20 protein-coding genes and 2 pseudogenes (1 of these 22 cut by a window edge) are annotated in these 23071 nt (G+C 42.5%); 10 read left to right on the forward strand and 12 right to left on the reverse strand.

Annotated features, from left to right (window positions below):
• Positions 1 to 45 precede the first annotated feature (45 nt).
• Positions 46 to 936, forward strand: a complete 891-nt coding sequence (locus Q0L00_RS05195; protein ID WP_297335805.1) for a Nif3-like dinuclear metal center hexameric protein — start codon at positions 46 to 48, stop codon at positions 934 to 936.
• A 207-nt stretch (positions 937 to 1143) separates the two neighbouring features.
• Positions 1144 to 2055: a DUF6263 family protein gene (locus Q0L00_RS05200; RefSeq protein WP_297335806.1), complete on the forward strand. Its 912-nt coding sequence runs from the start codon at positions 1144 to 1146 to the stop codon at positions 2053 to 2055.
• 276 nt (positions 2056 to 2331) lie between these two features.
• Here the strand turns inward: Q0L00_RS05200 and Q0L00_RS05205 are convergent, their stop codons facing one another.
• The 3 genes from Q0L00_RS05205 to Q0L00_RS05215 form a co-directional block, all read right to left on the reverse strand.
• Positions 2332 to 2757 (reverse strand): hypothetical protein, encoded by a 426-nt coding sequence (locus Q0L00_RS05205; protein ID WP_297335807.1) that lies wholly within the window; start codon positions 2755 to 2757, stop codon positions 2332 to 2334.
• A 137-nt stretch (positions 2758 to 2894) separates the two neighbouring features.
• Positions 2895 to 3488: a gluconate 2-dehydrogenase subunit 3 family protein gene (locus tag Q0L00_RS05210; protein WP_297335808.1), complete on the reverse strand. Its 594-nt coding sequence runs from the start codon at positions 3486 to 3488 to the stop codon at positions 2895 to 2897.
• 3 nt (positions 3489 to 3491) lie between these two features.
• Complete coding sequence (locus Q0L00_RS05215) at positions 3492 to 5198, reverse strand: GMC family oxidoreductase (RefSeq protein ID WP_297335809.1); 1707 nt, start codon at positions 5196 to 5198, stop codon at positions 3492 to 3494.
• Positions 5199 to 5524: 326 nt separating this feature from the next.
• On the opposite strand from Q0L00_RS05215, the gene Q0L00_RS05220 reads away from it, so the two are divergent.
• From Q0L00_RS05220 to Q0L00_RS05230, 3 genes are all read left to right on the forward strand, one after another.
• Entirely contained in the window at positions 5525 to 5725 is a 201-nt protein-coding gene (locus Q0L00_RS05220; RefSeq protein WP_297335810.1) for a dodecin family protein, read from the forward strand.
• Positions 5726 to 6063: 338 nt separating this feature from the next.
• A complete protein-coding gene (locus Q0L00_RS05225) occupies positions 6064 to 7923 on the forward strand; it encodes an alpha-amylase family glycosyl hydrolase (protein ID WP_297335811.1) in 1860 nt (619 codons plus the stop codon).
• A gap of 156 nt (positions 7924 to 8079) precedes the next feature.
• Positions 8080 to 8781: a GH25 family lysozyme gene (locus Q0L00_RS05230; RefSeq protein WP_297335812.1), complete on the forward strand. Its 702-nt coding sequence runs from the start codon at positions 8080 to 8082 to the stop codon at positions 8779 to 8781.
• 94 nt (positions 8782 to 8875) lie between these two features.
• Here the strand turns inward: Q0L00_RS05230 and Q0L00_RS05235 are convergent, their stop codons facing one another.
• The 8 genes and pseudogenes from Q0L00_RS05235 to Q0L00_RS05270 form a co-directional block, all read right to left on the reverse strand.
• Entirely contained in the window at positions 8876 to 10003 is a 1128-nt protein-coding gene (locus Q0L00_RS05235; protein ID WP_297335813.1) for a Fic family protein, read from the reverse strand.
• A gap of 179 nt (positions 10004 to 10182) precedes the next feature.
• The gene (locus Q0L00_RS05240) at positions 10183 to 10410 is read right to left on the reverse strand and encodes a hypothetical protein (RefSeq protein WP_297335814.1); all 228 of its coding nucleotides are present in this window, start codon (positions 10408 to 10410) and stop codon (positions 10183 to 10185) included.
• A gap of 75 nt (positions 10411 to 10485) precedes the next feature.
• Positions 10486 to 10878, reverse strand: a complete 393-nt coding sequence (locus Q0L00_RS05245) for a hypothetical protein (protein ID WP_297335815.1) — start codon at positions 10876 to 10878, stop codon at positions 10486 to 10488.
• A 51-nt stretch (positions 10879 to 10929) separates the two neighbouring features.
• Positions 10930 to 11265 (reverse strand): hypothetical protein, encoded by a 336-nt coding sequence (locus tag Q0L00_RS05250; protein ID WP_297335816.1) that lies wholly within the window; start codon positions 11263 to 11265, stop codon positions 10930 to 10932.
• 535 nt (positions 11266 to 11800) lie between these two features.
• Positions 11801 to 12672, reverse strand: a pseudogene (locus Q0L00_RS05255) (IS701 family transposase).
• Positions 12673 to 12962: 290 nt separating this feature from the next.
• Positions 12963 to 13214 (reverse strand): hypothetical protein, encoded by a 252-nt coding sequence (locus Q0L00_RS05260; protein WP_297335818.1) that lies wholly within the window; start codon positions 13212 to 13214, stop codon positions 12963 to 12965.
• A complete protein-coding gene (locus tag Q0L00_RS05265) occupies positions 13215 to 14693 on the reverse strand; it encodes a hypothetical protein (protein WP_297335819.1) in 1479 nt (492 codons plus the stop codon).
• 230 nt (positions 14694 to 14923) lie between these two features.
• Positions 14924 to 16009: a 6-bladed beta-propeller gene (locus Q0L00_RS05270; protein ID WP_297335820.1), complete on the reverse strand. Its 1086-nt coding sequence runs from the start codon at positions 16007 to 16009 to the stop codon at positions 14924 to 14926.
• Between the two features lie 520 nt (positions 16010 to 16529).
• Here Q0L00_RS05270 and Q0L00_RS05275 point away from each other — a divergent pair.
• From Q0L00_RS05275 to Q0L00_RS05290, 4 genes are all read left to right on the forward strand, one after another.
• Positions 16530 to 18044: a Gfo/Idh/MocA family oxidoreductase gene (locus Q0L00_RS05275; RefSeq protein ID WP_297335821.1), complete on the forward strand. Its 1515-nt coding sequence runs from the start codon at positions 16530 to 16532 to the stop codon at positions 18042 to 18044.
• 319 nt (positions 18045 to 18363) lie between these two features.
• On the forward strand, positions 18364 to 19653 hold the full coding sequence (locus Q0L00_RS05280) for a T9SS type A sorting domain-containing protein (RefSeq protein ID WP_297335822.1): 1290 nt from the start codon (positions 18364 to 18366) through the stop codon (positions 19651 to 19653).
• Between the two features lie 29 nt (positions 19654 to 19682).
• The gene (locus Q0L00_RS05285) at positions 19683 to 20261 is read left to right on the forward strand and encodes a hypothetical protein (RefSeq protein ID WP_297335823.1); all 579 of its coding nucleotides are present in this window, start codon (positions 19683 to 19685) and stop codon (positions 20259 to 20261) included.
• Positions 20262 to 20442: 181 nt separating this feature from the next.
• Complete coding sequence (locus Q0L00_RS05290; RefSeq protein WP_297335824.1) at positions 20443 to 21378, forward strand: TIM barrel protein; 936 nt, start codon at positions 20443 to 20445, stop codon at positions 21376 to 21378.
• Between the two features lie 189 nt (positions 21379 to 21567).
• Here the strand turns inward: Q0L00_RS05290 and Q0L00_RS05295 are convergent, their stop codons facing one another.
• Positions 21568 to 22272, reverse strand: coding sequence for a hypothetical protein (locus Q0L00_RS05295; protein WP_297335825.1), 705 nt, complete (start codon positions 22270 to 22272; stop codon positions 21568 to 21570).
• Positions 22273 to 22405: 133 nt separating this feature from the next.
• Between Q0L00_RS05295 and Q0L00_RS05300 the strand changes: the two are divergent.
• Positions 22406 to 23071 (forward strand): annotated as a pseudogene (locus tag Q0L00_RS05300) (IS4 family transposase); it runs 581 nt beyond the window's last position.

Raw genomic sequence — 23071 nt, forward strand, 5'->3', positions numbered from 1 at the left:
CAAAAAGCGAAAGGGATTTTTTTATCTTGAGATAAAACTCATCTTATGAAAAATCATTCTCCAAATCGACGGGATTTTTTACTTAAAAGCGGCACCTTACTAGGGGCTGGGCTGATGGCAAACCCCTTTTCGCTCTTTGCCTCAAAAAATTCTTGGACAGTGGGTGAGATTATAGACGCTTTTATCTCCCAAGTCCCCAATGCACCATTTGAACAAACGGTAGACACGATCAAAGTCGGCTCGCGTGATCAGGTGGTGACCGGAGTAGTGACGACCATGTTCACTACCCTGGAAATCATCCAAAAAGCCATCGAACTCAAAGCCAACCTGATCATTCCGCATGAGCCTACTTTCTTCTCCGGTCAAGACGAAACGGATTATTTGCAAGAGGATCCTGTTTTCAGAGCCAAATATGAGTTGATGGAGAAAAACGGAATTACCCTCTGGCGAAATCATGATTATGTGCACCGGATGACCGACGATGGCGTCCGTGTGGGTGTGGTGGAAGACTTGGACTGGCAGGAATATTACATGCCCGGCAGCCGCATCCTCACCATTCCCAAAACTGATCTTCGTGGACTGATCAATCACCTAAAAACCAAACTCGATGTGCCGGCCATGCGGTATGTGGGGGATTTAAATCAACCTTGCCGTAAAGTACTCTTGCTTCCCGGTGCCGTGGGTGGACGTCTCCAAATCACTCAAATCATGGAGCATAGACCCGATGTTTTGGTATGTGGAGAATCCAATGAATGGGAAACCCCTGAATATGTCCGCGCAGCCAATGAAATCGGAATGAAACTCTCCATGATTGAGATTGGACATTCCGCAAGCGAAGAAGGCGGATCGGAATTTGTCAAAAATTGGCTCAACAAACACATGCCAGGACTGCCGGTTTTTCACATCCCTTCAGGCAATTCATTGCAGGTGTTTTGAGGATAGAATAGGATAAATCAAATCCACCTAAATAAATTTCCTGAATGACCTGCTCTCTTTATTCATTAAATCAACTTCTGATCCAAGCGTATCAGCCAGAATAAACGATATTTTTCGACCTTTTTATACCATTTACAATTCACCGACTAAAAATTTTGACAATAAATCCCTTAATTTGAGGACTATCTTTAAACTACCAAAATGAATATGAAAAAGCTTTATTTTTCCTTCGCTTTACTCTTGTTTTTCACAGCCACTTGGGCACAGAAAACAGAACTAAAGCTCAATTTGAATGTAGATGAAACCTACCTTCAAAAAACACAATCTACCATGTCCATTGCCCAAAATGTTCAGGGAATGGAAATGGACATCGATATGAATTTGACTGGCGAACTGAGTTATCTGGTCAAAAATTTCGAAGACGGAGTCTATGACATGGAAGTCCAATACAAATCCATGGAAATGAATATGGTGATGCCCCAAGGAAATGAAATGACGATAAAAAGTGGGGATGAAACCAATCCAATGTCTAAACTCTTTACCAATTTTTGCAATGTACCTTTCAGCCTGAAAATGAATCAGTACGGCAGAATTCAAGACATTTCAGGTTTTGACAAAATCTATGAGAAAGTGTTTGCAGATTTTCCCGGCATGAGTAGTGAACAACTCGCTCAGATGAAGGAACAAGTTTCAGGAACTTTTGGAGAAAAAAGTCTTCGAAGTAATATGGAAATGACCCTTGCCATTTACCCCAATCAAAACGTAGCAGAGGGGGACACTTGGGTGGTGGAAAGCGAGCTGACATCGGGTATGAATGTGATTGTAAATAGCAATTACACCTATTTAGGTTCAGATGAAGCCCATCATAAAATTACCGGTGAGGCAACTTTAAGCAGCAGTCCCAATGCATTTGAGATGAACGGGATGAGTGTAAAATCCGACCTCAATGGCTCCATTAAATCAGACATCTTAGTTGATAAAATCACTGGCTGGATCTATGAAGCAAAGATTTCTCAGGTAATAGAGGGAGCAACGATCATGGAAGGAAATCCTCAAATGCCTGAAGGCATGCGAATTCCCATGAAAATAAAATCAGAGATGACCTTTACCGGCCAGTAATTCTATAGCTGGTTTTCAACACTTGAGCCCAAAAACTTCTAGCCAACTCAGATGAAATCGAGCATGATGTACCCGTCACTCACCGGGATGATTAGAATTGCGAGATTCCATATGACCGCTGAAGAACCAATTATAAACAGATGAAATATCCATTATTTCATCCCAAAAACAATCGAAAAAACGATTGAATTCTAAGCTACCTGTTTAGCCTCCTACATCTTTCGAAACAAAAAGCCGGGCAAAACCCGGCTTTTTGTTTTTCTTCATTCCATAGGATCAATCCTTCTTGAAAATCTCACCTACGTTGGTTTTTAACTTTTTCCACTCGTTTTCAATATCCTCCGCAGTTTTATTTACTGAAGTTTTGACATCTTGCCACGTGTTTTCGCTGGCATTTTCTACTTCCTCCATGGCCTTTTCAATTTCAGATTTCTCGCCACGAAGATCTTCTTCCATTTCCTCAATTTCAGCTTTCAGTTCATCGGAAGCCTCTTCCTTTTCTGCCTCCAACCGTTGAATTTCCCGATCTATCTCAGCCTCCATTTCTCGGAGTTCCTGCTGAAGCTCGCTGCGTTCCTCTTCAAATTCGACTTCCACCTCTACGGATTCCGTCTCTGTGGTTTCATTTTGATTTCCATTACATGCCATCAAAGAAAGACCTCCAATGGCCATGGCTAAAATTGCTGATGATTTAAGTTTCATAGTGAATATGAGTTTAAGTAAAACAATTGGTTTAGGCCCATAAAGAATCAATCCCCATGCCAAGCCCAAAATGCCGACATTTTTTCAGTTTTTCATTTAAATCGTATTGAACGAAAAACCTTTTTTCACTTAAATCCTTACAGACTCCAGGTATTCCCCACTTCAGCAAGAGGCATACAGCCTCTGTACTCACCCGGAATCGGATCGTAACTGAGGACATTTCTCCCGATTTCCTCCGAACTGAAATAGGCCCAAAGTACCGTAGATTTCAATCCCCGATAAAACCCAACAGGCTCTCGAGGCCCCACATCTCCTCCCCAAACTTTTTTGGCAAATTTTGGAGAATTAGCCTCGTGCTCCTTAAAGCAGGCTGCTTTGTCCTCTGCAGAAAGCTCAGCAAAGATATCCCCATATTTTTTCTTGCAGTCGGCATTGAATTTTTCGATATCAGCCACCACCTGTTTTTGCCCTGATTCATCGTAGGTTTTGGCATACATCAGATCAATAAAAATATCAGCCTTGACATCCAATCCTCCCGGCGTATCTGTTTTAGGCAAAAGAAAATCCACGAAAGAAGACAGAAACCTCGCATGTTCATCTGATAAAAACTGAGGAGTCCAAGTCAATCGATCCTGTTGCGAACAGGACTGAAGTAAGCTGAGCAATGTGGGGGCTCCAGCGGCCGCGCCGAATGCTAAAACTGATTTTTTGAGTGCGTCTCGTCTATTCATGGCTTAGAGGTTCATTTTTTTAAGTTCGGATACCGCATGATCGGCCGCTCGGGCGGTGAGCGCCATGTAAGTCAAGGAAGGATTGACACAAGAGGAAGAAGTCATGCAGGCACCGTCAGTAACATAGACATTTTCACATCCATGGACTTGATTGTTGCCATTGAGCACAGAGGTTTTGGGGTCTTTTCCCATTCGGGCAGTGCCCATTTCATGGATCCCAAAACCCATTTCGTGCTTGTTGTCAAATTCCATGACATCTTTCAGCCCTGCCCGCTCCAGCATTTCCTTGGCATCCTGTCGGGCCTGATCATTTAGCGCCAATTCATTGGCTTTCCACTCTGCATCAATAGAAAGGGTAGGTTGTCCCCATTTGTCCAATACCTCTTTATTGAGATACACCTGATTTTCATGGTAAGGAAGGCATTCGGAAAAACCGGTAATGAAAAACTCCCAAGGTCCGGGTTTCATCAGCCCATCTTTAAAGTCTCCACCAAAGGCTTCCTGATTGCTACCTGCCCCCCAACCGGCTCGACCTCCACCGCCTTGGAAGCCAAAACCTCGGACAAACTTATCTGACTGTGGCCCGTCTTGGAGATTGACATAGCGGGGAATGTAAATGCCATTTGGCCGGCGTCCTTTATAATATTGATCTTCAAAACCTTCTACGGTTCCCATAGCGCCTACGCGATAGGTATGGTCCATCAGGTTGTGCCCCAATTCACCAGAGTCATTTCCCAGACCATTTGGGAAGCGACTAGAGGTCGAATTCATCAAAATCTGAGTGGTGCTGAGCGTGGAAGCATTGACAAAGATGATTTTGGCTTTGTACACCATCTCTTCACTGGTCTCCGCATCGATGATGCGTACGCCGGAAGCTTTTCCTTTTTGCTCATCATAAACCACCGACTGCACAATAGAAAATGGTCGGATAGTCAAGTTGCCGGTTGCATTGGCAGCAGGAAGTGTCACCGCATTGGAACTGAAGTAAGCTCCATAAGGACAACCTCGATCACAGCGGTTACGGAACTGACATTTCCCACGGCCATTCAGCGGCTCAGTCAGGTGAGCGACACGGCCAATAATTAAATTCCGACCTTTGAAATCTTTCTCAATTCGCTCTTTCACGTATTTTTCAACACAGTTCAATTCCATCGGAGGTAAAAAATGGGAATCCGGCAATTGAGGCAATCCGATGGCCTCCCCACTGATTCCAGCATATTTCTCCACATGCGTATACCATGGCTCAATGTCTTTGTATCGAATCGGCCAATCTACCCCATGACCATCTTTGGCATTGGCTTCAAAATCCAAATCTGACCAGCGATAGGTTTGCTTGCCCCAAAGCAGAGATCTTCCGCCCATTTGATGGGCTCGAACCCACATAAAAGGTTTGACTTCGGTATACGGATTTTCCAAGTCATTGGCGTGAAAGTGTTCATTGAAAGCACCGATAAATCCAGATCGGCCGCCTTTGGGGTGTTTGGCTTTTTGTTCTGGGGTGAGCCCGCCACGAAGCTCATGTTCCCAAGGGTCAAGCGTCATGGTGGGGTAATCGACCACATGCTCCACGATTCGTCCTCGCTCGAGTACGAGAGTCTTGAGCCCGGCTTCACAAAGTTCTTTTGCCGCCCAGCCTCCGCTGATTCCCGAACCGATGACGATCGCATCGTAAGTGAGATTTTTGTCGGCATCGATATTAAAATTGGCCATGTACAATAGGTTTTTTGGAGACCTAATTATAAGTATTTTTTTGATGAAATACAGGCCAGACAAATTCTGCGGAATATTTCTTGGAAAGGGCAAGAAGAAAAACTGAAGGATTCAAGAGGAAAAAAAATTCCAATCAAAATTAACTTCTCACTTTTCCAAAAAGAACTTTCACCTCATAGGCGCTAAGAAAATGTGATACATCTTTCTGATTTAGAGCAATTAATCGTAAATTAAAAGAGCTTGATTTGACTTAATTTCCAAAATCAATTCTGGGTAAATCCAGAATCTCAATTTCAGGCAATATTTCACAATAAACCAAAGTAACCATGTCAATTGTCAAAGTAATCGAAATCATCGCCTCTTCAGAAAAAAGCATCGAAGAGGCCATCCAAAACGGAATCACGGAAGTTTCAAAAACTGTTCGAAACATCGATTCAGTTTATGTCAAAGACATTAAAGCTCATGTAAAAGATGGGAAAATCAGCTCCTATGGTGTGATTTGTAATATTTCCTTCCGAGTGGATTGAAATTAAAAATCAAACAACTAAGCGTGGTGTCTCACCACGTTTTTTTTTGCCTTTTTGGGAAAAGGCAGCAGGTCTAAAGGAAAAGAACAGCTATTTTGCCAATTGATTACTTGAAATCTCAATGAAATCGAGCATGACGTACGTGTCACACACTGGGATGATTATTATCGCGAGATTCCCCCGAGTGATCGGGGCATGCTATCCCGATAATCGGGACAAGTTGTGACCGCTAAAAAACAATTATAAACAGATGAAATCGAGCATGACGTACGCGTCACACACTTGGATGATTATAATAGCGAGATTCCATGTGACCGCTAAAAAACAATTATAAACTCATGAAAAGAATAGTCACTTTTATGGTAATCTTGGTTGTGGTTCTATCCTGCCAAGCTCCAGAATCCTCAGAATCCGAGCCTATGAAACCCCAGAAAATAGTCGTCTATCAGGTTTTTACCCGACTTTTTGGCAATACCAATACCACCAACAAGCCTTGGGGAACCAAAGAAGAAAACGGTGTTGGGAAGTTTAATGACTTTACAGATACCGCCTTGGAAGAGATCAAAAAGCTCGGCGTATCCCATATTTGGTACACGGGTGTACCTCATCATGGCGTGATTGGGGATTTTCCGGAGATCGGGGTGAGTTCGGACGATCCCGACGTGATTAAAGGGAGGGCTGGTTCTCCTTACGCCGTTCGGGATTATTACCAAGTCAATCCCGACTTGGCCGTGGACGTGACCCAGCGAATGGAGGAGTTTGAGGCCTTGATCGCCCGTACGCACAAGCAGGACATGAAGGTGATCATTGACATTGTGCCCAACCATGTGTCTCGCTTTTATGAAGGGAAAAACAACCCGGCCGGAGTTCGTGATTTTGGAGCAGATGATGATAAATCAGTTGAATATTCCAAGGATAACAACTTTTACTACATCCCCGGAGAAGCTTTTCAGGTACCAGAACCCAAAAATGGCTATCAGCCACTTGGAGGAGAAAAACATCCATTAGCTGACGGAAAATTTGATGAAAACCCCGCCAAATGGACCGGAAATGGTTCACGTTTGGCACAACCCGACTTCTACGATTGGTATGAGACGGTCAAGATCAATTACGGAGTGAGTCCCGATGGGGAAAAAGATTTTGATGAGTTGCCTGCCGGAGCGGATTCTCTGGATTGGAAAGCGCATTATGACTTTTGGCGGGGAAAAGACGTGCCTGATTCCTGGAAAAAGTTCAAAGATATCACCCAGTTTTGGTTGGGAAAGGGAGTAGACGGATTCCGCTTCGACATGGCCGAGATGGTCCCGGTGGAATTTTGGTCTTATTTGAATTCCCATATCAAAAACACCAAGCCGGATGCCTTTTTGATGGCAGAGGTCTATCAGCCTGCCTTGTATCGCGATTACATTTTCATGGGCAAAATGGATTACCTCTACGACAAGGTGGAGCTTTATGACACACTCAAAAACATCATTTACGGGCATGGCTCTACAGACAATTTACCCGCGATTTTTGAATCGCAGCGTGACACCGAGCATCACATGCTTCACTTCCTGGAAAACCATGACGAGCAACGCATCGCAAGTCCGGAGTTTGCCGGAAACCCCTGGAAAGCCATGCCTGCTATGGTCGTGTCAGCCACCGTTTCCACTTCTCCAACGATGATTTATTTCGGGCAGGAAGTGGGCGAACCGGGGGCCGAAGATGCAGGTTTTGGTGATCCGAGCCGAACCTCCATTTTTGACTACATCGGGGTACCGCAGCATCAGAAATGGATGAATGAAGGAAAGTTTGATGGAGGGCAGCTATCGGAAAATGAAAAAGCGCTGCGGAACTACTATTCCGAAGTGCTCAACTTCACCCGGAACAGTTCGGCACTGATGGGAGAGTATCTGGAATTACATTCCTTCAACCGATCCCAAAACCCAGCCTATACCAACAAAGCCTTTGCTTTTGCCCGATGGGATAAGAGCCAAAAACTGATCGTAGTGACCAACTTCGATGAATTCCAATCCGTGAAAACAACGCTCAAACTTTCTCCGGAATTGCTGAACACTTGGAACTTAGAACTCGGCGAACGGGAAATCAAGGAAGTGATGTTTGGGAAAAAGACGACTAAACTTCGAGTGACCGATGCTGGAGCTGAGATCGATTTGGACCTTGGGCCTTGGGAGTCGGCGGTGTTTGAGGTTAGGTAAAAATGTGAACCACGAAGAACACGAAAGTTTTTGGCTTCCCCAGTTTTACAAACTTGATAATACCATGATATTAAAATTTAAAGGAAAAGGCCTTGAAATTGAATTTGCGATCACAGGAATTCTAAAACCGTAAATCCAAAATCGAAGAAATCGAATATGCCCCTGAAGAAAAAAGCAAGCCCTTGGATTTGGATTGTGTTTTTGGTGATCCTTGTAGCTTTTGGATCAGGATATTTAGTATTCAAATTCCGTCACCAATTGGATCGCAGATTGGGGGACTTTACAAGAAAGGCACCCCCTTTTACTGAAGCCTTGAAATTTGAGGGCGTGTTTTCTAATTTTTCGGAGGGAATTCTTGGGATCGATGTGTCTCAATATCAAGGTAAAATTGATTTTCCTGGCCTTCAGCTCCAATTGCAAAATCACCAAATTGAATTTGTAGTCATTCGGGCTACCATGGGAAAAGATGGAGTGGATGCCCGCTTTAAGCAAAACTGGGAAGGATTTCGCCCTCTCCCAGTCAAGCGTGGAGCTTATCACTATTATCGTCCCAACGAAAATAGTATTCTTCAGGCGCAGAACTTTATCAAAACTGCCCCACTCAAATCGGGGGATATGATTCCTGTGCTGGATATCGAAAAACATAGTACCATTCAGTCTCGAGATCGATTACGCGAAGGACTAAAAAATTGGCTGAAGATCGTGGAGCAGCACTATGGAGTTAAGCCCATGGTTTACACAGGAGATCGGTTTTTCTGGGAAGTACTACACAATCAGGGCTTTGATGAATATCCGATTTGGGTGGCCAATTACAATACTATTGTCAAGCCAGAAACCGAAGACTGGACGATATGGTAATTTTCAGAAAAGGGCAGTTTACCGGGTATTGGGGAACGGATAGATTTGAATGTATTGGTTGAGGGAAAAAAAGATTGGAGGAGTTGGTCATTCTTTAGTTTCCCAATATCCGATACAACTCCAGATTCAGATAATAATCTCCCCCGCTGATTCTTCGCTTTTCACACACCCCCAACTCGACCAACTGATTCAAATACTGCCGGGCGGTATTTTCGGCATAGAGCTTTTTGTCCACCAAGTGCTTGACTTTGGTGAAGGGTTGAGTGAAAATCGCCTCCAAAAGTGATTCCGGACGGGCGATACTAGTTTGATTTTCCAAGACCTGAATAATGGCCTCCTTGGCATTGAGGATGTCGGTGATCTTTTGAAAGGTATCCTGAGACGTCTCTTCTATCCCTCGGAACATAAACAGAAACCAGTCTTTCCAAGCCGCACGCTGAGTGACAGCCGCGAGATTGGCGTAGTACTGCTCCTTTTCTCTGAGGATATATTTACTCAGGTAGAGAATCGGCAGATCCAACAGTCCACTGTGAACCAAGTAATGAATGTTGAAAATCCTACCTGTTCGCCCATTTCCATCCCGAAAGGGGTGAATCGCCTCAAACTGCAAGTGTGCGATGGCCACTTTGATCAAAGGATCGATCTCGGGTTGCTGGACATCATTGACAAACTGGATCAAATTGTCCATCAAGTCTTCTAAGATACCTTCCCCACGAGGTGGCGTGTAGATGGGTTTCCCAGCATTCGGGCCGGAACCGCCCTGTCGGATGTAAGTTTGGGCAAAGGGTTTTCTCAGTCCATCCGTGTACTGCGTAGTAGTACGGTAAACCTGTTCAAAATAGCCCAAGTCGAATTTGCCTTTTTCAGTCAAGTACTCATGCCCAGACCAGATGGATTCTCGGTATCGCAAAACCTCCTTTGCTGGTCCATCTATTTGGGTGGCCTCGTCACTATAAGCCTTATACAGTTCATCGTCTGTGGTGAAAATATGCTCAATCTCACTTGAAGCTTTGGCTTCTTGCAAACTGATCGTATTCACCAGAATCCCTTGATTGGGAATGGCGATGCTCCGCCCTTGAAGTTTACCCAAAGCCGCCTTTGCCTTTCCCAAACCTTCAAATACATCCAAATCCCGGTATAACGAGGCGTCGATTGGGAGTTTGGGTAGGTTATTCCAAGGAATAGTCCGGTCGGGATTGATTCGATAGTGCTGATCTGGCATTAAAATAGTCGAATTTTAATGTAAGGTAAGAAAACTGACCTTAAACGCAAGGTTAAAATCACAATTTGGCCTTAAAAATTCAAAATTTTAAGGCTAGTGATACTTTTTGACCTCAACGGTAAAGCCAGAAAAGTAGGTTGGCCTTAAAAAATTGGAATTTTAATGTGAACTGAAGATGGCTATTTCAAAGTAAGCCGATAAATGAAATACGATTCGGCATACTCCGGAGAAAGGCGATGTTTGAATGAGTCGGGAAGCCGATTGTAATTTTCTTCTATGGTTTCTCCCGAAATCCCAAAATACAAGTCTCCCTCAATGGTTACTTGAGGATGAAATAGCGGCATCAGGGAAACTGAATTGTCCACGATGCCGGGATAGACAGTCAGCTGATTGGTTTTGAAGCCCATTAAGCCAACACTCCTTTTGCTTTTATTATTTGGGAGAAATAGGACCCTGTCCGCATCCAGCGCATAAATCTCACCTTAGAGGTAATTGTAATTTCGTTCGTTGATAAAATCCAGCATTTCCAAAGGATGTTGAATTTGGAGATAACATTCATTGCTTACTGCATTTGCTCCAAAATCGACATGAAAAAGTGGATTGAAACTTCCAATTTCATAGCTGTAGACGGTGTCATTGAATGCTCTGGAGAACAGAACCTTTTCTCCCCACTTTGCAAAAGGTGAAAATGTTTGATTATAAAAGCCATATCGGTTTTTATCGATTGGCATATAATAATTTATCCCATTTGGTCCGTAGGTGATAATGTCCCAATCTGCATCGCGGCCTCCATTCGTATGTGCAATTGAATCCCTGCCCACTTGAAAATGAAATTTTGCTTCGACAGAGAGTTCTTCGGATCCGATTTCTTTCAAATCCTCGTCAAACCACGTGATTTGCTTTCCGAAGGTAATGACGCCAACTCGCTAATCTTTGGTGACTACCTGTGAGATAGCATCAGCATTTAGCTTGTCATCATTCCCGAAATCCATACTTTTTCGAAGATTTCCTTTGAAATCCACTTGGTGCAGCGTAGTCACCAATCCTTCTTCAAGCAGATAGTAGTATCGATCTGATTTCAAGGTTGTCGGATAGCTTGTGATCGGATACTTGGTTTTGACTTCAAGAATCTCCAGATTTTTGCCTATTTCGGATACTAAAAGGGCTTTCTCCGAATAGATTGGCTTATACGAGATTGTGGATTCTTTTTCGGAGCATGCACTTAAAATGAAAAAGACCAAAAGAAAAATCGCTCGATACATAAGTGGTAAAATTGATGGACACTTAAGTTAGTTGAAAAAATCGGAAAAGTCCTTTACATCACCTTGTAGGAAGTGTAATCGAGAAGGGACAAAACTAACTCCACAGGGTTCGCTCGGGTATCTTCCTAATACTACTTTACGACTTTAAGATCTTCTTCTGGCGGGTAATGTCGATCGATGTCTTGTTGTCGTTTTAAGTGCCGTATTTTCATCTGGTCCCACTCTATCTGGAATTGTTGGGGAGTTCCAAACATGGAAACGATCATTAGGATTTTATAATCTCTGACACTGAGTTAGGGGATATCCACTCCGTTTTCAATCCGTTTGTTCCTCATGAAAAGTGTGGCCATGAACACCAACGCATGGTGATGGTGCCATCCAATCCATTTTCTCACCTGGTAATTGGATAGTCCCAATTCATTTTTACTATCGTCGAATGTGCACTACCCAGAAGCGTTAGGATTGAAAATAGGCATACTCTTGGGCCGTGTAGGCCTCCAGTTCCCCGTTGCTGAAACTGAACATGGTCTTGGGTTTATCTCTTTCGGTTCGGGTTATGAGAAAAAGTCCGTCTCCTTGCTTGGGCATCCTTTCGGTTCCATGACCATACAGCACATTTGTGGACCCGCAAACAGAGCCATCCTTTGGTCGTTTTTCTGACCTTCACCTGTTCCCAGTCGTTTTCCGACAGCTTAGTCAGGTAATCATCCAATCGCTCCGCTTGCCGGTCAGGTTTGGGGTGCTTGGGCTTGCGTCCCCGGTTACCTTGGTCTAACGGTACTGCCAGGACCGGTTCTTCGAAGAAGACGGTCTCGTCGTTGTGAACGTCCAGCACAAACAACAGCCCCCGCTTGTCCAGTCCGGAGCAGAGTATATCGCTGTGTCCGTAAAGGCCATCCGCACCAACCCAGTCGAAGGCTACTCCATGAGCAATACATTCGTCTACAAGCGCTAGGGCAAGTTGCGGCTTGGTCCTGAATATCCGCTCGGTGTTGGGAATACCGGCTTTGTCGCAGCGGTTTTTATCTTCCACCCAGTTCTTTGGAAGAAAAAGCTTCTCATTAACCAGCGTGGCGAACGTATCGTTGCACAGGGAGGCATAAACGCCCACCTGACAGTTGTCCACCTTACCGACAGACCTGCGTACTGCCGGGAAACTCCAACGGACATTTTCCCCTTTTTCACATGAGAAGACTCGTCCACTATCAGTCCGGTTGGCTTGCCATTCTTCTGCTTTTGGCAGGCCAATACTTCGGAGGCTTGGAGCTGGAGCTTTTTCAATACAGCAGCGTGATCCCATGTTGAATTGGAGATAAATTGTTGGTACCTGCGGTATTCGCCTTGATCTATAGCTTCTTCCATTCTTTCCAAATTAGCGGTATTTTTTTTACATGCGATAAGTCCCAAAATATATTCCAGGGCAGTGGAAGAATTGTCATAGCGATGGCATAAAAATTCAGGCCGATAGCGGCGAATGAATTGACCAAGATTACTTGCTGATTCAGAGAGGATTGACTTGTAATCAAATTTTTTTTATCCGATTGAAATGGCATGGTCAATTTCAATCGGCGGGGTTAAAACTGATTTATTTGTTTCCTTAGGGTACTGCTTTCAACCTAGTTTTACAACCCCAGAAACACTATTTTTAACTTCGTAAAGTAGTATTAGAGAAGAATTGAATTAGAGGGGTCACTTTTTTATAATTGATCTTTATTAAAAATTTTTAATATCTGATCAACCACCATTTCTCTATCTTCCTTTGAAGTGTAAAAGAATCCAATTTGATTTCCTTCTATATCTTCAATTAGGTCCATAAGATTTTTATTATTGTTTACACACTCAATAATTTCATCCACATACCTTAAATATTCATTATCAAGATCATTTCCTCTTACACCTATTGGGTTCCAAATTTTAAGAATCTCATTTATTTTATAATTAATATCCATTTAATAGTCAGTTAAATAAGTTACTATTTTTCCATAATTCCTAGTCCCTGGATTAGCATCAACTACAATTCCAATTGTTTTCCCATTAAATGGATGCAATATTCTAAGCTGATATCCATTTCCATAGGGGAATCTAAAAACAGATCCATTATTCATAATATTTTTAATAAGAGTTGGGGTAAAACCTTTAGACATTCCATAAGCAATTGTTCCATGGGAAGTATATCCATTAAAAGTGATTTTTAGTCCTCCAACAGTCCAACTTTTACTGCCTAGCATAGATGCTATTTCGGTGTAAGCTGAATATCTTGTTGATAAACTAAACACCCGATTTCTGAGCGCGTCAGAGATATTAGTTGAAAGTGCTAGAAAAAGTACTTGAGAAACATTCTCTGGACTAAAAATGGCCATCATAAATTTCCCCTTCTGCTGAAGATAAATCTGATTGACAAGCTTATTAATTTCTGCCCAATCACCCATCGTCAATCCTGGAGTTGCCATCATTTGCCGAATCATGGATACAAACTCTGAAGCGCCATGAGTATTCAGGTAGTCCAGTTGTGCTTCTCTTTTTTGATCCGGATCAAGCAACTCCTCCGGAAAAGGTATGCAAAACTCCTCTTCACAGATATCTTCTTCTTCCGGGGTAGTTGATGAAGGGGGTGGTGAACTCGTTCCTCCTCCGCCTACTTGAGGGCTGGAGGTTCCTGGTTCTTCAGTTTCATACGTATTCGTATAACACTCCTGAACCCACACCGATTGCTGGGATTCTACCCCAATCCCTTCTTCCATGGCATAATAGGGAAAATCCACCCAATAACCCGGTTGGCAATAAGTGTATGAAGAATATGCTCTTGATGAAACTCTCGGCTCCTCGGTCTGATAGCGGATATGTGAGATCAACTGTCCGTTTTCCACTTTGATACTTCTCAGATGTCGCTCATCGTAGGTAAAGATATCAATCCTTCCCGTCCATCCTAACGGTATCTGGTGGTAGGTCATCCCCTCGGACTGTTGACCTTCACTGAAATAACGGGCCACCACCGGTACAAAGCCATCCGGTATCTGAGGATTTTCGATGAATAAAAGACTCTCCTCGGTCAAATCATCGGCCTGACTGCCATATTTCTCCATAAATGCAGTAGGCAGGATTCCGGTTAGATTTTTAAGATGCACCTCAAACACTTGTCTTCCGTCCGGGAATTGATAAGAATAAAAATCCTCCCAATCCGGCTCTTTTTCGAAGAAGGGTAAAATCAAATCATGGGCGAATTCCCGGGCATGGGCTGAACCCGGCTTGGGATGCAAGAGCACCTTATTCTTTTCATACCAAGACTTTACTTTTTGGATCCCCGGGCTGAATCCCTGATCCATGGAAGTCTCAATATCCTCCTCCTGAATACAGGAGAACCCTATCAATAAGAGGACTGACAAACAGGCAATGGCGCAAAGGCGCAAAAGACTTCTCTTATCCTTCAAGAAAGAAATAAAATGGAGGGAGTGGGGGGGGGGGGGGGGTAAATTAGTTTTCATTTTACGCTGAAAAAGATTGACGAATTATTCAGAATCAATTATAAGACTAGTCCACAATAAATCCTATAAAAATTTGGGGATTTTTTACTATTGCTGCTTTTCCGAAAGCAGGATTTCATATTCACGGACTTAACCAGTCCAGCTTCTGGAGAAGCAAGTGGGAGGGGTTATTAATTTCAATCTTTCAACTTCAAACAGTAGATAAAATACGACTCGGCATAATCATCCGAAAGCCTGTGCTTAAAGGAGTCAGGTAATTGATCATAATTTTCCAAGATCCGCTCTCCAGATACACCGAAATACAATATACCATTTCTAGAAAACTGTGGTGAAAAGAGGGGTATCCCCGAGACAGAATTATCGACAAATCCGGGATAAATGGTAAGTTCCTCATTCTGAAAATCCATCAAACCCAATCGCTGTTTTCCTTTTTCGATTACTTGAAAAAGAATCCTATTTTCATCCAATCCATAAACCTCCCCAGGCATATAGCTGTATTTCTTTTCATTGAAAAAGGACAACATGTCCATTGCTCCTTGGATTTGTGAAAACCTTTCGGCTGTCACTGCATTTATACCAAAATCCACATGGAAAAGTGGTTTAAAATCTGTTTTATCCCAAACATAAATCGTATCGTTAAAGGCTTGTGAAAAAAGTACTTTTCCTTCCCATTCTGAGAAAGGGGAAAAGGTCTGATTGTAAAAATGATACCGATTTTTATCTCTGGGTAAAAAGGTTTTGGAACCTTCAGAACCGTAGGTCTTGATCTCCCAGTCATCATCATTGATGCCATTGGTATGGGCAATGGTTTGAGTTCCTTGCCTGAAATGAACTTTTGCTTTATTAGGCAATTCCTCCGTTCCGACTTCCTTTAAATCTTCGTCAAACCAGGTGATCCGGTCTCCATGGGTAATAACTCCTATTTGATTTTGCTCAATTAGCACTTGAGTTATTGCTTCTGCATTCAGTTTGTCGTCAAACCCAAAATCTATTCTCTTTCTATATTCTCCATTCGTATCAATCTGATGAAGAGATGTTAAAATCCCTTGTTCAAACAAATAGAAATATCGCTCAGATTTGAGAATTAATGGTGTTCCTGAGATAGGATAGTCCGATTCGATTTCTACAATTTCTAATCTTTGTCCTAGGTTAGAAAAAAGAATAGGGCTCTTTGAACTAATTGGAGAAAATGAAAAATCAACAGTACTTTTTTCACAAGAAAAAAAGAGGATTACAATTACGATTAAAGTGAATCTATTCATTATCAAAATAAGTTAACACCTTGGCTTCTTGTTCAAACAATAGCCAAGGTGCCTTTCAAAATTCTCATCCACCCATCGATGGTGGCTCATCGCAATGGCCTTGGCAATTAGCAAAACATTCTTCACCCCCCTCCAGCCTACACCTAATTACATACTCAACTTCACTTCCTTCTGCACATCTCTGCCAAACAACTTTATAGGGGTTCGCAGAAGCAGTAGAAGTTACTTGAAAATTTAGGTTTATTAACAGTAATCCCACTCCCCCGAAAATAAATTTTTTCATGATAAAATCAATTTAATTAAAATAACTGGATTCCCAGTAGCTGACAACTTATCAGTTGGGTCAATTATATTATTATGCAAGACCTTGGGTGAATATTTTTAAAGATTTCTTTTCTGAAAGCAAGATTACCCATCTACCCACTAAACAATCCGGCTTCTGGAGAAGTAAGAAAGCAAAAAGATTCTCTTTTTTGGCTTAATTCCCTAAATTCCCATCCAAACCCAAAAAACCTCAATTATGTCCAAACCAGACCACCTCAACCGCCGGGATTTTCTGGCTTCAGCAGCCACTTTTGCTGCTTCATTTACCATCGTTCCGTCAAACGTCATCGCCGGACTGGGGAAAATTCCTCCCTCTGATCAGTTGACTGTAGCCAATATTGGTTGCGGAACGCAGGGATTGCGGGAAATGGGTGGACTCCTCACTAATCCCAAAGTACGGGTCGTCGCCGTCTGCGATGTGAATAAATTCTCTACCGACTATTTCGATTGGTCGCCCTATGGCATTCGGGACGGAATCCGTGAAACCTTAGGCGATGAATCCTGGTGGGAAGGAAAGCCCGGAATCCCGGGTGGCCGAGACATCGGGCAGGAGTATGTGGAAAAATTCTATGCCAAAAACAAACCCTCCGGTAAATACAAGGGTTGCGCCAGCTACGAGGACTATCGGGAGCTTTTTGCCAAGGAAAAGGGCATCGACGCCGTCAAAATTATGACTCCTGACCATACCCATGCGCCAATCGCTTTGGCGGCCATGGACCAGAAAATGCACGTAGTCACCCACAAACCCATCGCCAACCGACTTATCGAAGGGCGAAAAGTCATCCAAAAAGCGAAAGACACCGGCTTGGTCACGCATTTGTTGGCTTGGTCCGACCGACCGGAGTACCGACAAATCAAGGCCTGGATGGATGCTGGACTGATCGGGGAATTGAAAGAAATCCACAACTGGTCTTATCGACCCGTCTGGCAACAATGGACCAAGCGGCCTGCTGAAAGTCAAGCTGTCCCTGAAGGATTGAATTGGGAGCTTTGGCTGGGGCCGGTGCCAGACATGCCCTATCACAAAAACTACACGCACAATGTCTTCCGCGGGTGGTATGAGTTTGGCGGTGGATCGGTGGCGGATATGGGACATTACAGCTTGTTTCCGCTTTTTGAAACCTTGGGAATCGACCGAAGCCCTGTTTCCGCCCGGGCTTTTGGCACCACAACTCGAGAAGAAGTCAATCAGGTTTATCAGTGGGTCAAAAACGATGTAGCTTTCCCAGCCAGCTGTACCATCAAGTGGAATTTCCCAGCCCAGCAGAAATTGCCCGCTTTTGAGCTGTTCTGGTATGATGGGGGAATGAAGCCTTTTGCCTGTGAAGAATTGGAAGCTGACGGAAAAGACACCCCTGAAGAAGGTTTGTTGATCGTGGGTTCAAAAGGGAAAATCCTGGGCGGTTTCCGTGGTGAAAATCCGGTGCTTTTACCAGAATCTCAAATGATGACAGGCCGGGATTCCGAGCGGATCAATTCCCGTGAAGTGGACCGAAAAACCGATCAATGGGTCGATTCCATGCTGGAGAAGCGACAGACCCCGGGGAGCTTTACCCGAGCCCAATGCATCACTGATACGATTAACCTTGGAGCTGTTGCCCTTAGAACTGGCAAAAAAGTAGGTTTTGATGCCAATCTGGTTAAAATCACCAATGATGAAACAGCAAATCAATTGCTAACAAGGGAGTATCGCGCGGGGTGGGAAGTTTAGGAAAGCGGACGCAGAAGGCAGTCACAGTTCTCAGTTATCCCGCTTTTTCGAAAGCAGGATTCAATGATTAAGTCCAGCTTCTGCAGAAACAGGACAACATAGAAATATACCATTCGGTGCTTCCGCTTTTCCTGTTTTATACTATTTCAAGAAACTAATTACCTTTAGAGTTTCTAATCGAATGACATTAATTTTAATCAATATTTTTTTGTATATATGAATGGATCTAATTCAAATAAGTAGTTGACAATGAAATATTTTGCTTTTTATTTGTGCATCTGAGCTTTTTTTGTTTTTTTCACTTAATAATTTAGAAGGTATGAAATATAACCTAATTTTCAATCTACTACTTTTCCTTTGTTTATATTTTGTTCTATTAGGGCAATTGTTTAGCCAGACAGTTGAAATCTCTGGTCCAACAACTGTATGTCCTAATAATTTTAATCCAAATGGAGAACTTGGACACGATTACACTGCTCAAGCTGTTATCAGTGGATCAAATGCTACATGCACCTATTGGCAGTGGTTCATCATTAGGCAAAGCGATAATTTTCAAATAGACGGTGGGGCTGGGAATACAATTTCTGATTATAATTTTACTGAACCGGGAGACTACATTGTTAGATTTTTTGGGAATAGTTGTGGATTTATTAACGTTTTCAATGTCTCAGGGGATTTACATGTTACATCTAGAGTTAAAATGCCAAATAAAATAAAGGCCGTAACATCTCCAAGTATTTGCATCCCAGGTCAAACCTATACCTTTGAAACTGATCCACCCCTTGGTCTTGATGATGAAACATGTTATTACCATTATGAGTATTATTGGACTGCTCCTCAAGGCTGGAGTATAAATGGGGGAGGTAATTCATTTTTTGGTTTTGGTGCTTCTGCAAATATTATTGCCCCTTCTAACAACCCTCCAGGTAATTACACTATTTCAGTACAAGCGACCATACCCAACGGACAACCGGGTCCTTTCCCAAACAATCGATACCTGAGCGATCCAAAAAATTATTCTGTTCGAGTAGGAGATATTGATTCATCCCAAATTTACGTTTCAGGTACTTCAGCAGTCTGCAATGGAAACACATATACTTATACAGCTATTGTACCTGGTGGGCATCAAACTGATTATTCTTATGATTGGTATTTTCCTTCTGGATGGAGTTTACAATCCAGTAATATCAACACCATTACTTTATATGTACCCACATACAATACATCGTATGGTCCAGTTAGGTTTTCTGTAGACATAGGTTGTGGCCCTACAGGATATTCAGGTATTACTACCTTCCCTTGTAATTACTCATTAGGAAGCTTTATGGTTTACCCTAATCCATCTATAGACGAACTAAATATAGAACTTATTGAAGACCAAGATTTAAATAAAAACCAAGGACACGGGAAGGAAACAAAAGAAGATACTCGGATATTTCAGGATTTTAAAGTGGTATTATATGATGAGGATCAGAAAATGGTCAAAGAAGGAGTTTCCAATCAAAGTAAAATCAAATTAGAAACGAATAATTTGAAATCAGGAACCTATTATCTCTATATATTTTTAGAAAATAAAATTTTCACTAAACAAATATTTATTTATAATTAAATAAAATACTTTAAAAAAATTAAAATAACATGTCGCTCCTTAAATACTCAATTATCATTTTGGGTGTTTTTATTCAAAGCAAAGTATTTGCCCAAAGTGAAGAAGAACCTCAAAATGAAATTTTTACTGCAAAAAATGTAGTTTATGCTGAATTTGCAGGAAATTCGGGTGGTTATGCATTGAATTATGGACGCACCCTATACCAAAAAGACCGACTGAAGCTCCAAGTGAGCGCGGGCTTTTCCATGCTTTATCGGAAAGGCAGTGAACGTATTTTCAATCAATATTGGGTACCCGTGATTCCACTTGAGCTATCGGCTTTTATTGGGAGGTTTGATCATCACTTAGAGCTGGGAGCGGGATTTTTTGCCCTGCGAAATCGAACCTATTCTTTTGATGAAACTTTCCCGAACAATGTAAGAGAACAAATACACTGGGACCAAAATATCCTAGCTCGGCTCGGCTATCGCTATCAAAAACCTGAAGGAGGTTTCTTTTTCAGAATCTCATATACCCCCACCGTGGCATTTTCAAATTCAGATGCTGCTGAAAATCAGGTAAGCTTTGTTCCATTTGGAATGGGCGTTAGTTTAGGCCTTAGCTTCTAATAAAATCAAAGCTGACTTCAAAAGAATAATTCCTTCAATCAAGAAGAACCTTCAATTGCTTTCCCATTTTTTGCAACGCATAATCTCTCAAAATCATTATCTTGTTTTTCATTAATCCTCTAAGGATTCAAAACCTTTGGAGGCCCTAACAAAACTCAATAACCCATAAACCTAATCTTCCATGACCAATCGAAGAAATTTTCTCAAAAATTCCACCTTAGCCACCGCAGCCTTAGGCCTAGGCTTACCTCAATTTTCCTTCGCCATGAAAGCAGCAGATCCCCCTTTTAAAATCTCCCTAGCCGAGTGGTCAGTCAACCGGCTGATTTTTGGTAAAAAGCTGGACCATTTGGATTTCCCTTTGGAAACCAAAAAGCATGGCATCCACGCAGTGGAGTATGTCAACCAGTTTTTTATGGATAAAGCCCAAGATAAGACCTATCTCAAAGAGATGAACACCCGCTGCCAAAATGAAGACATCACCCAAGTGCTCATCATGGTGGATCGGGAAGGAATGCTCGGAGCAAAATCAGAAAGTGACAGAATACAGGCGGTAGAAAACCATAAAAAGTGGATCGAAGCGGCAAAATTCCTCGGTTGCCATACCGTTCGAGTCAATGGCTACTCCGATATCCCTTGGTCTGAAAACCCTACTGATGCTGCGGAAGCCTCCAAACTCGTCAGCGATGGCATCCGAAAGGTCTGTGAGTTTGCCGAACCGCATGGCATCCATATCGTGATCGAAAACCATGGGGGCTTTTCCTCCAATGGGAAATGGCTGGCCGAAACCATCCGAAACGCCGACCATCCACTTGCCGGAACCCTGCCTGATTTCGGCAATTTCCGTATCGCTACGGTGGATGACAAAGCGGTATCCTACGACTCCTATCGTGGAGTGGACGAATTGATGCCCTTGGCCACCGGAGTCAGCCTCAAGCCCCGAGTATGGGACGATGCCGGAAATGAATCCGAGCTCGATTATGAGCGCATGATGAAACTGGTTCTTTCCCACGATTACCATGGGTATGTCGGTATCGAGCACGGCACCCAAGACCGGGAATGGGAAAGTATTGTGGGGATTCGGGAGATCTTGGAGGGTTTGCAAAAGTCCCTTTAATATGAGCAATAGGAGGATCCTGTTTTTGAAGAATCCTTCGTGGTTTTAGAAACCTCAAAGGATCTACCCAACCTTTGGTCTTTTTTTGACCTCGAAGGTTTCAGAAATAAAAGATAGTTTTGAAAAACAAGAAAGCTGAATTAAAATGGCAGGATTTAATTTCCTGCCATTTTTAAAGTTTTAATCTAATTAAAAGGTATAACGATAACCCAGAAGGGCAGAGAAGTAATTCCCGCTGTAGAAATATTTATTTTGGTAGGTCTGACCTTCAAATTCTATCCTATCCAGGTCGATTACGATGGAGGGTTCGCGGAGGTCCAATCCCCATTGCGAAGTAATAATAATTCTAGATTTAGACGATAATTCATAGAATAAGCTTAATTCAGGCTTTAAAATGAAGGAGATTTTTTCAACATAAGTTTTTCCGTATGGCTTAACAGGAATTCGAGGATCTCCATTCTCTAATCTTACACCTTGGAATTCCCCACCCTGATATTCATATTCCTCATTCGGAGCATAGTTCAGAAGAAAACTAATTGCAAAGCTAGAACCAAATTTAGGAAAGAAATAAAGATCAAACTGAGCTTTCGGGCCTAAGCTCAAAAAGTTAGTTGCCAAACCACCTGTATTTTTAACAGGATCCAAAGGAACAAATCTTCTATTTATGTCAAATCGATAGTAATTAAACTCCAAACCATAAGAAAGACCTCTACTTAATGATTTGAGAATTGTAACACCGTAGAATCTATTATCTACTGAACTTATTTCAAGTTCTGGAAAATCACCCTGAAAAGTGAAATCAGTATTGGTTAAACCTGTTTTAAACTCCAGAGATATTTTACTTTGGGCAGTTGCAAAATTTTGAAGGAAAAAACCATCAAAATCAAATACCACGCACGACCAAGATTATTCATTTTAATATCCTTTATCGATTTGGGTTCAATACCGTCCTAAATAATAAAATGAGAGGTCTTACTTTTTGCCCAAAATAGTTACTTTGGGTTTGCACCAAAACATCAGACCTCTCATGGGTAATATTACACTGTTTTCGCAGATTATTAAAAAAATTGACCGTTCAATTTTCAAGAAGCTGGTTCTGGAAAAGCAAACCGACAAAGGGTGTAAAGGATTTGACAGTTGGACCCACCTAGTCTCCATGTTGTTCTGTCATTTCGCCAAAAGTACTTCGGTACGGGATATCTCCAACGGACTCCGGTCAGCCACTGGTAATCTCAACCACTTGGGTATTTCCAAGGCCCCTTCCAAGTCAAGTATAAGCTACCAGAACAAGCGAAGGGATTCAGATCTGTTCAAAGAACCCTACTATTCACTGTTGGGCAGTTTAGGACAGCAAGCTTCTTTAAAGCGGACAAAACTCAAAGTAAAGGTCCCTGTCTACCTGCTGGACTCCACGGTGGTCAGTCTTTGTCTTTCGGTCTTTGACTGGGCTACCTTCCGTACCAAAAAAGGAGCGATAAAGATGCATACCCTTCTCGATTATGACGGAAAACTCCCTGTTTATGTGAATATTACCGAAGGAAGTGTCGGAGACAATAAAGGTGCCTATGACATGCCTCTGGAGAAAGGGTCGGTGATCGTAGCCGACAGGTATTACAATGACTTTCCCTTACTCAACGTTTGGGACAGCAACGGTGTGTTTTTTGTTATTCGGCACAAAGACAACCTGGCATTT

It is taken from the genome of Algoriphagus sp. (genome assembly GCF_024305035.1).
Lineage (GTDB): Bacteria > Bacteroidota > Bacteroidia > Cytophagales > Cyclobacteriaceae > Algoriphagus.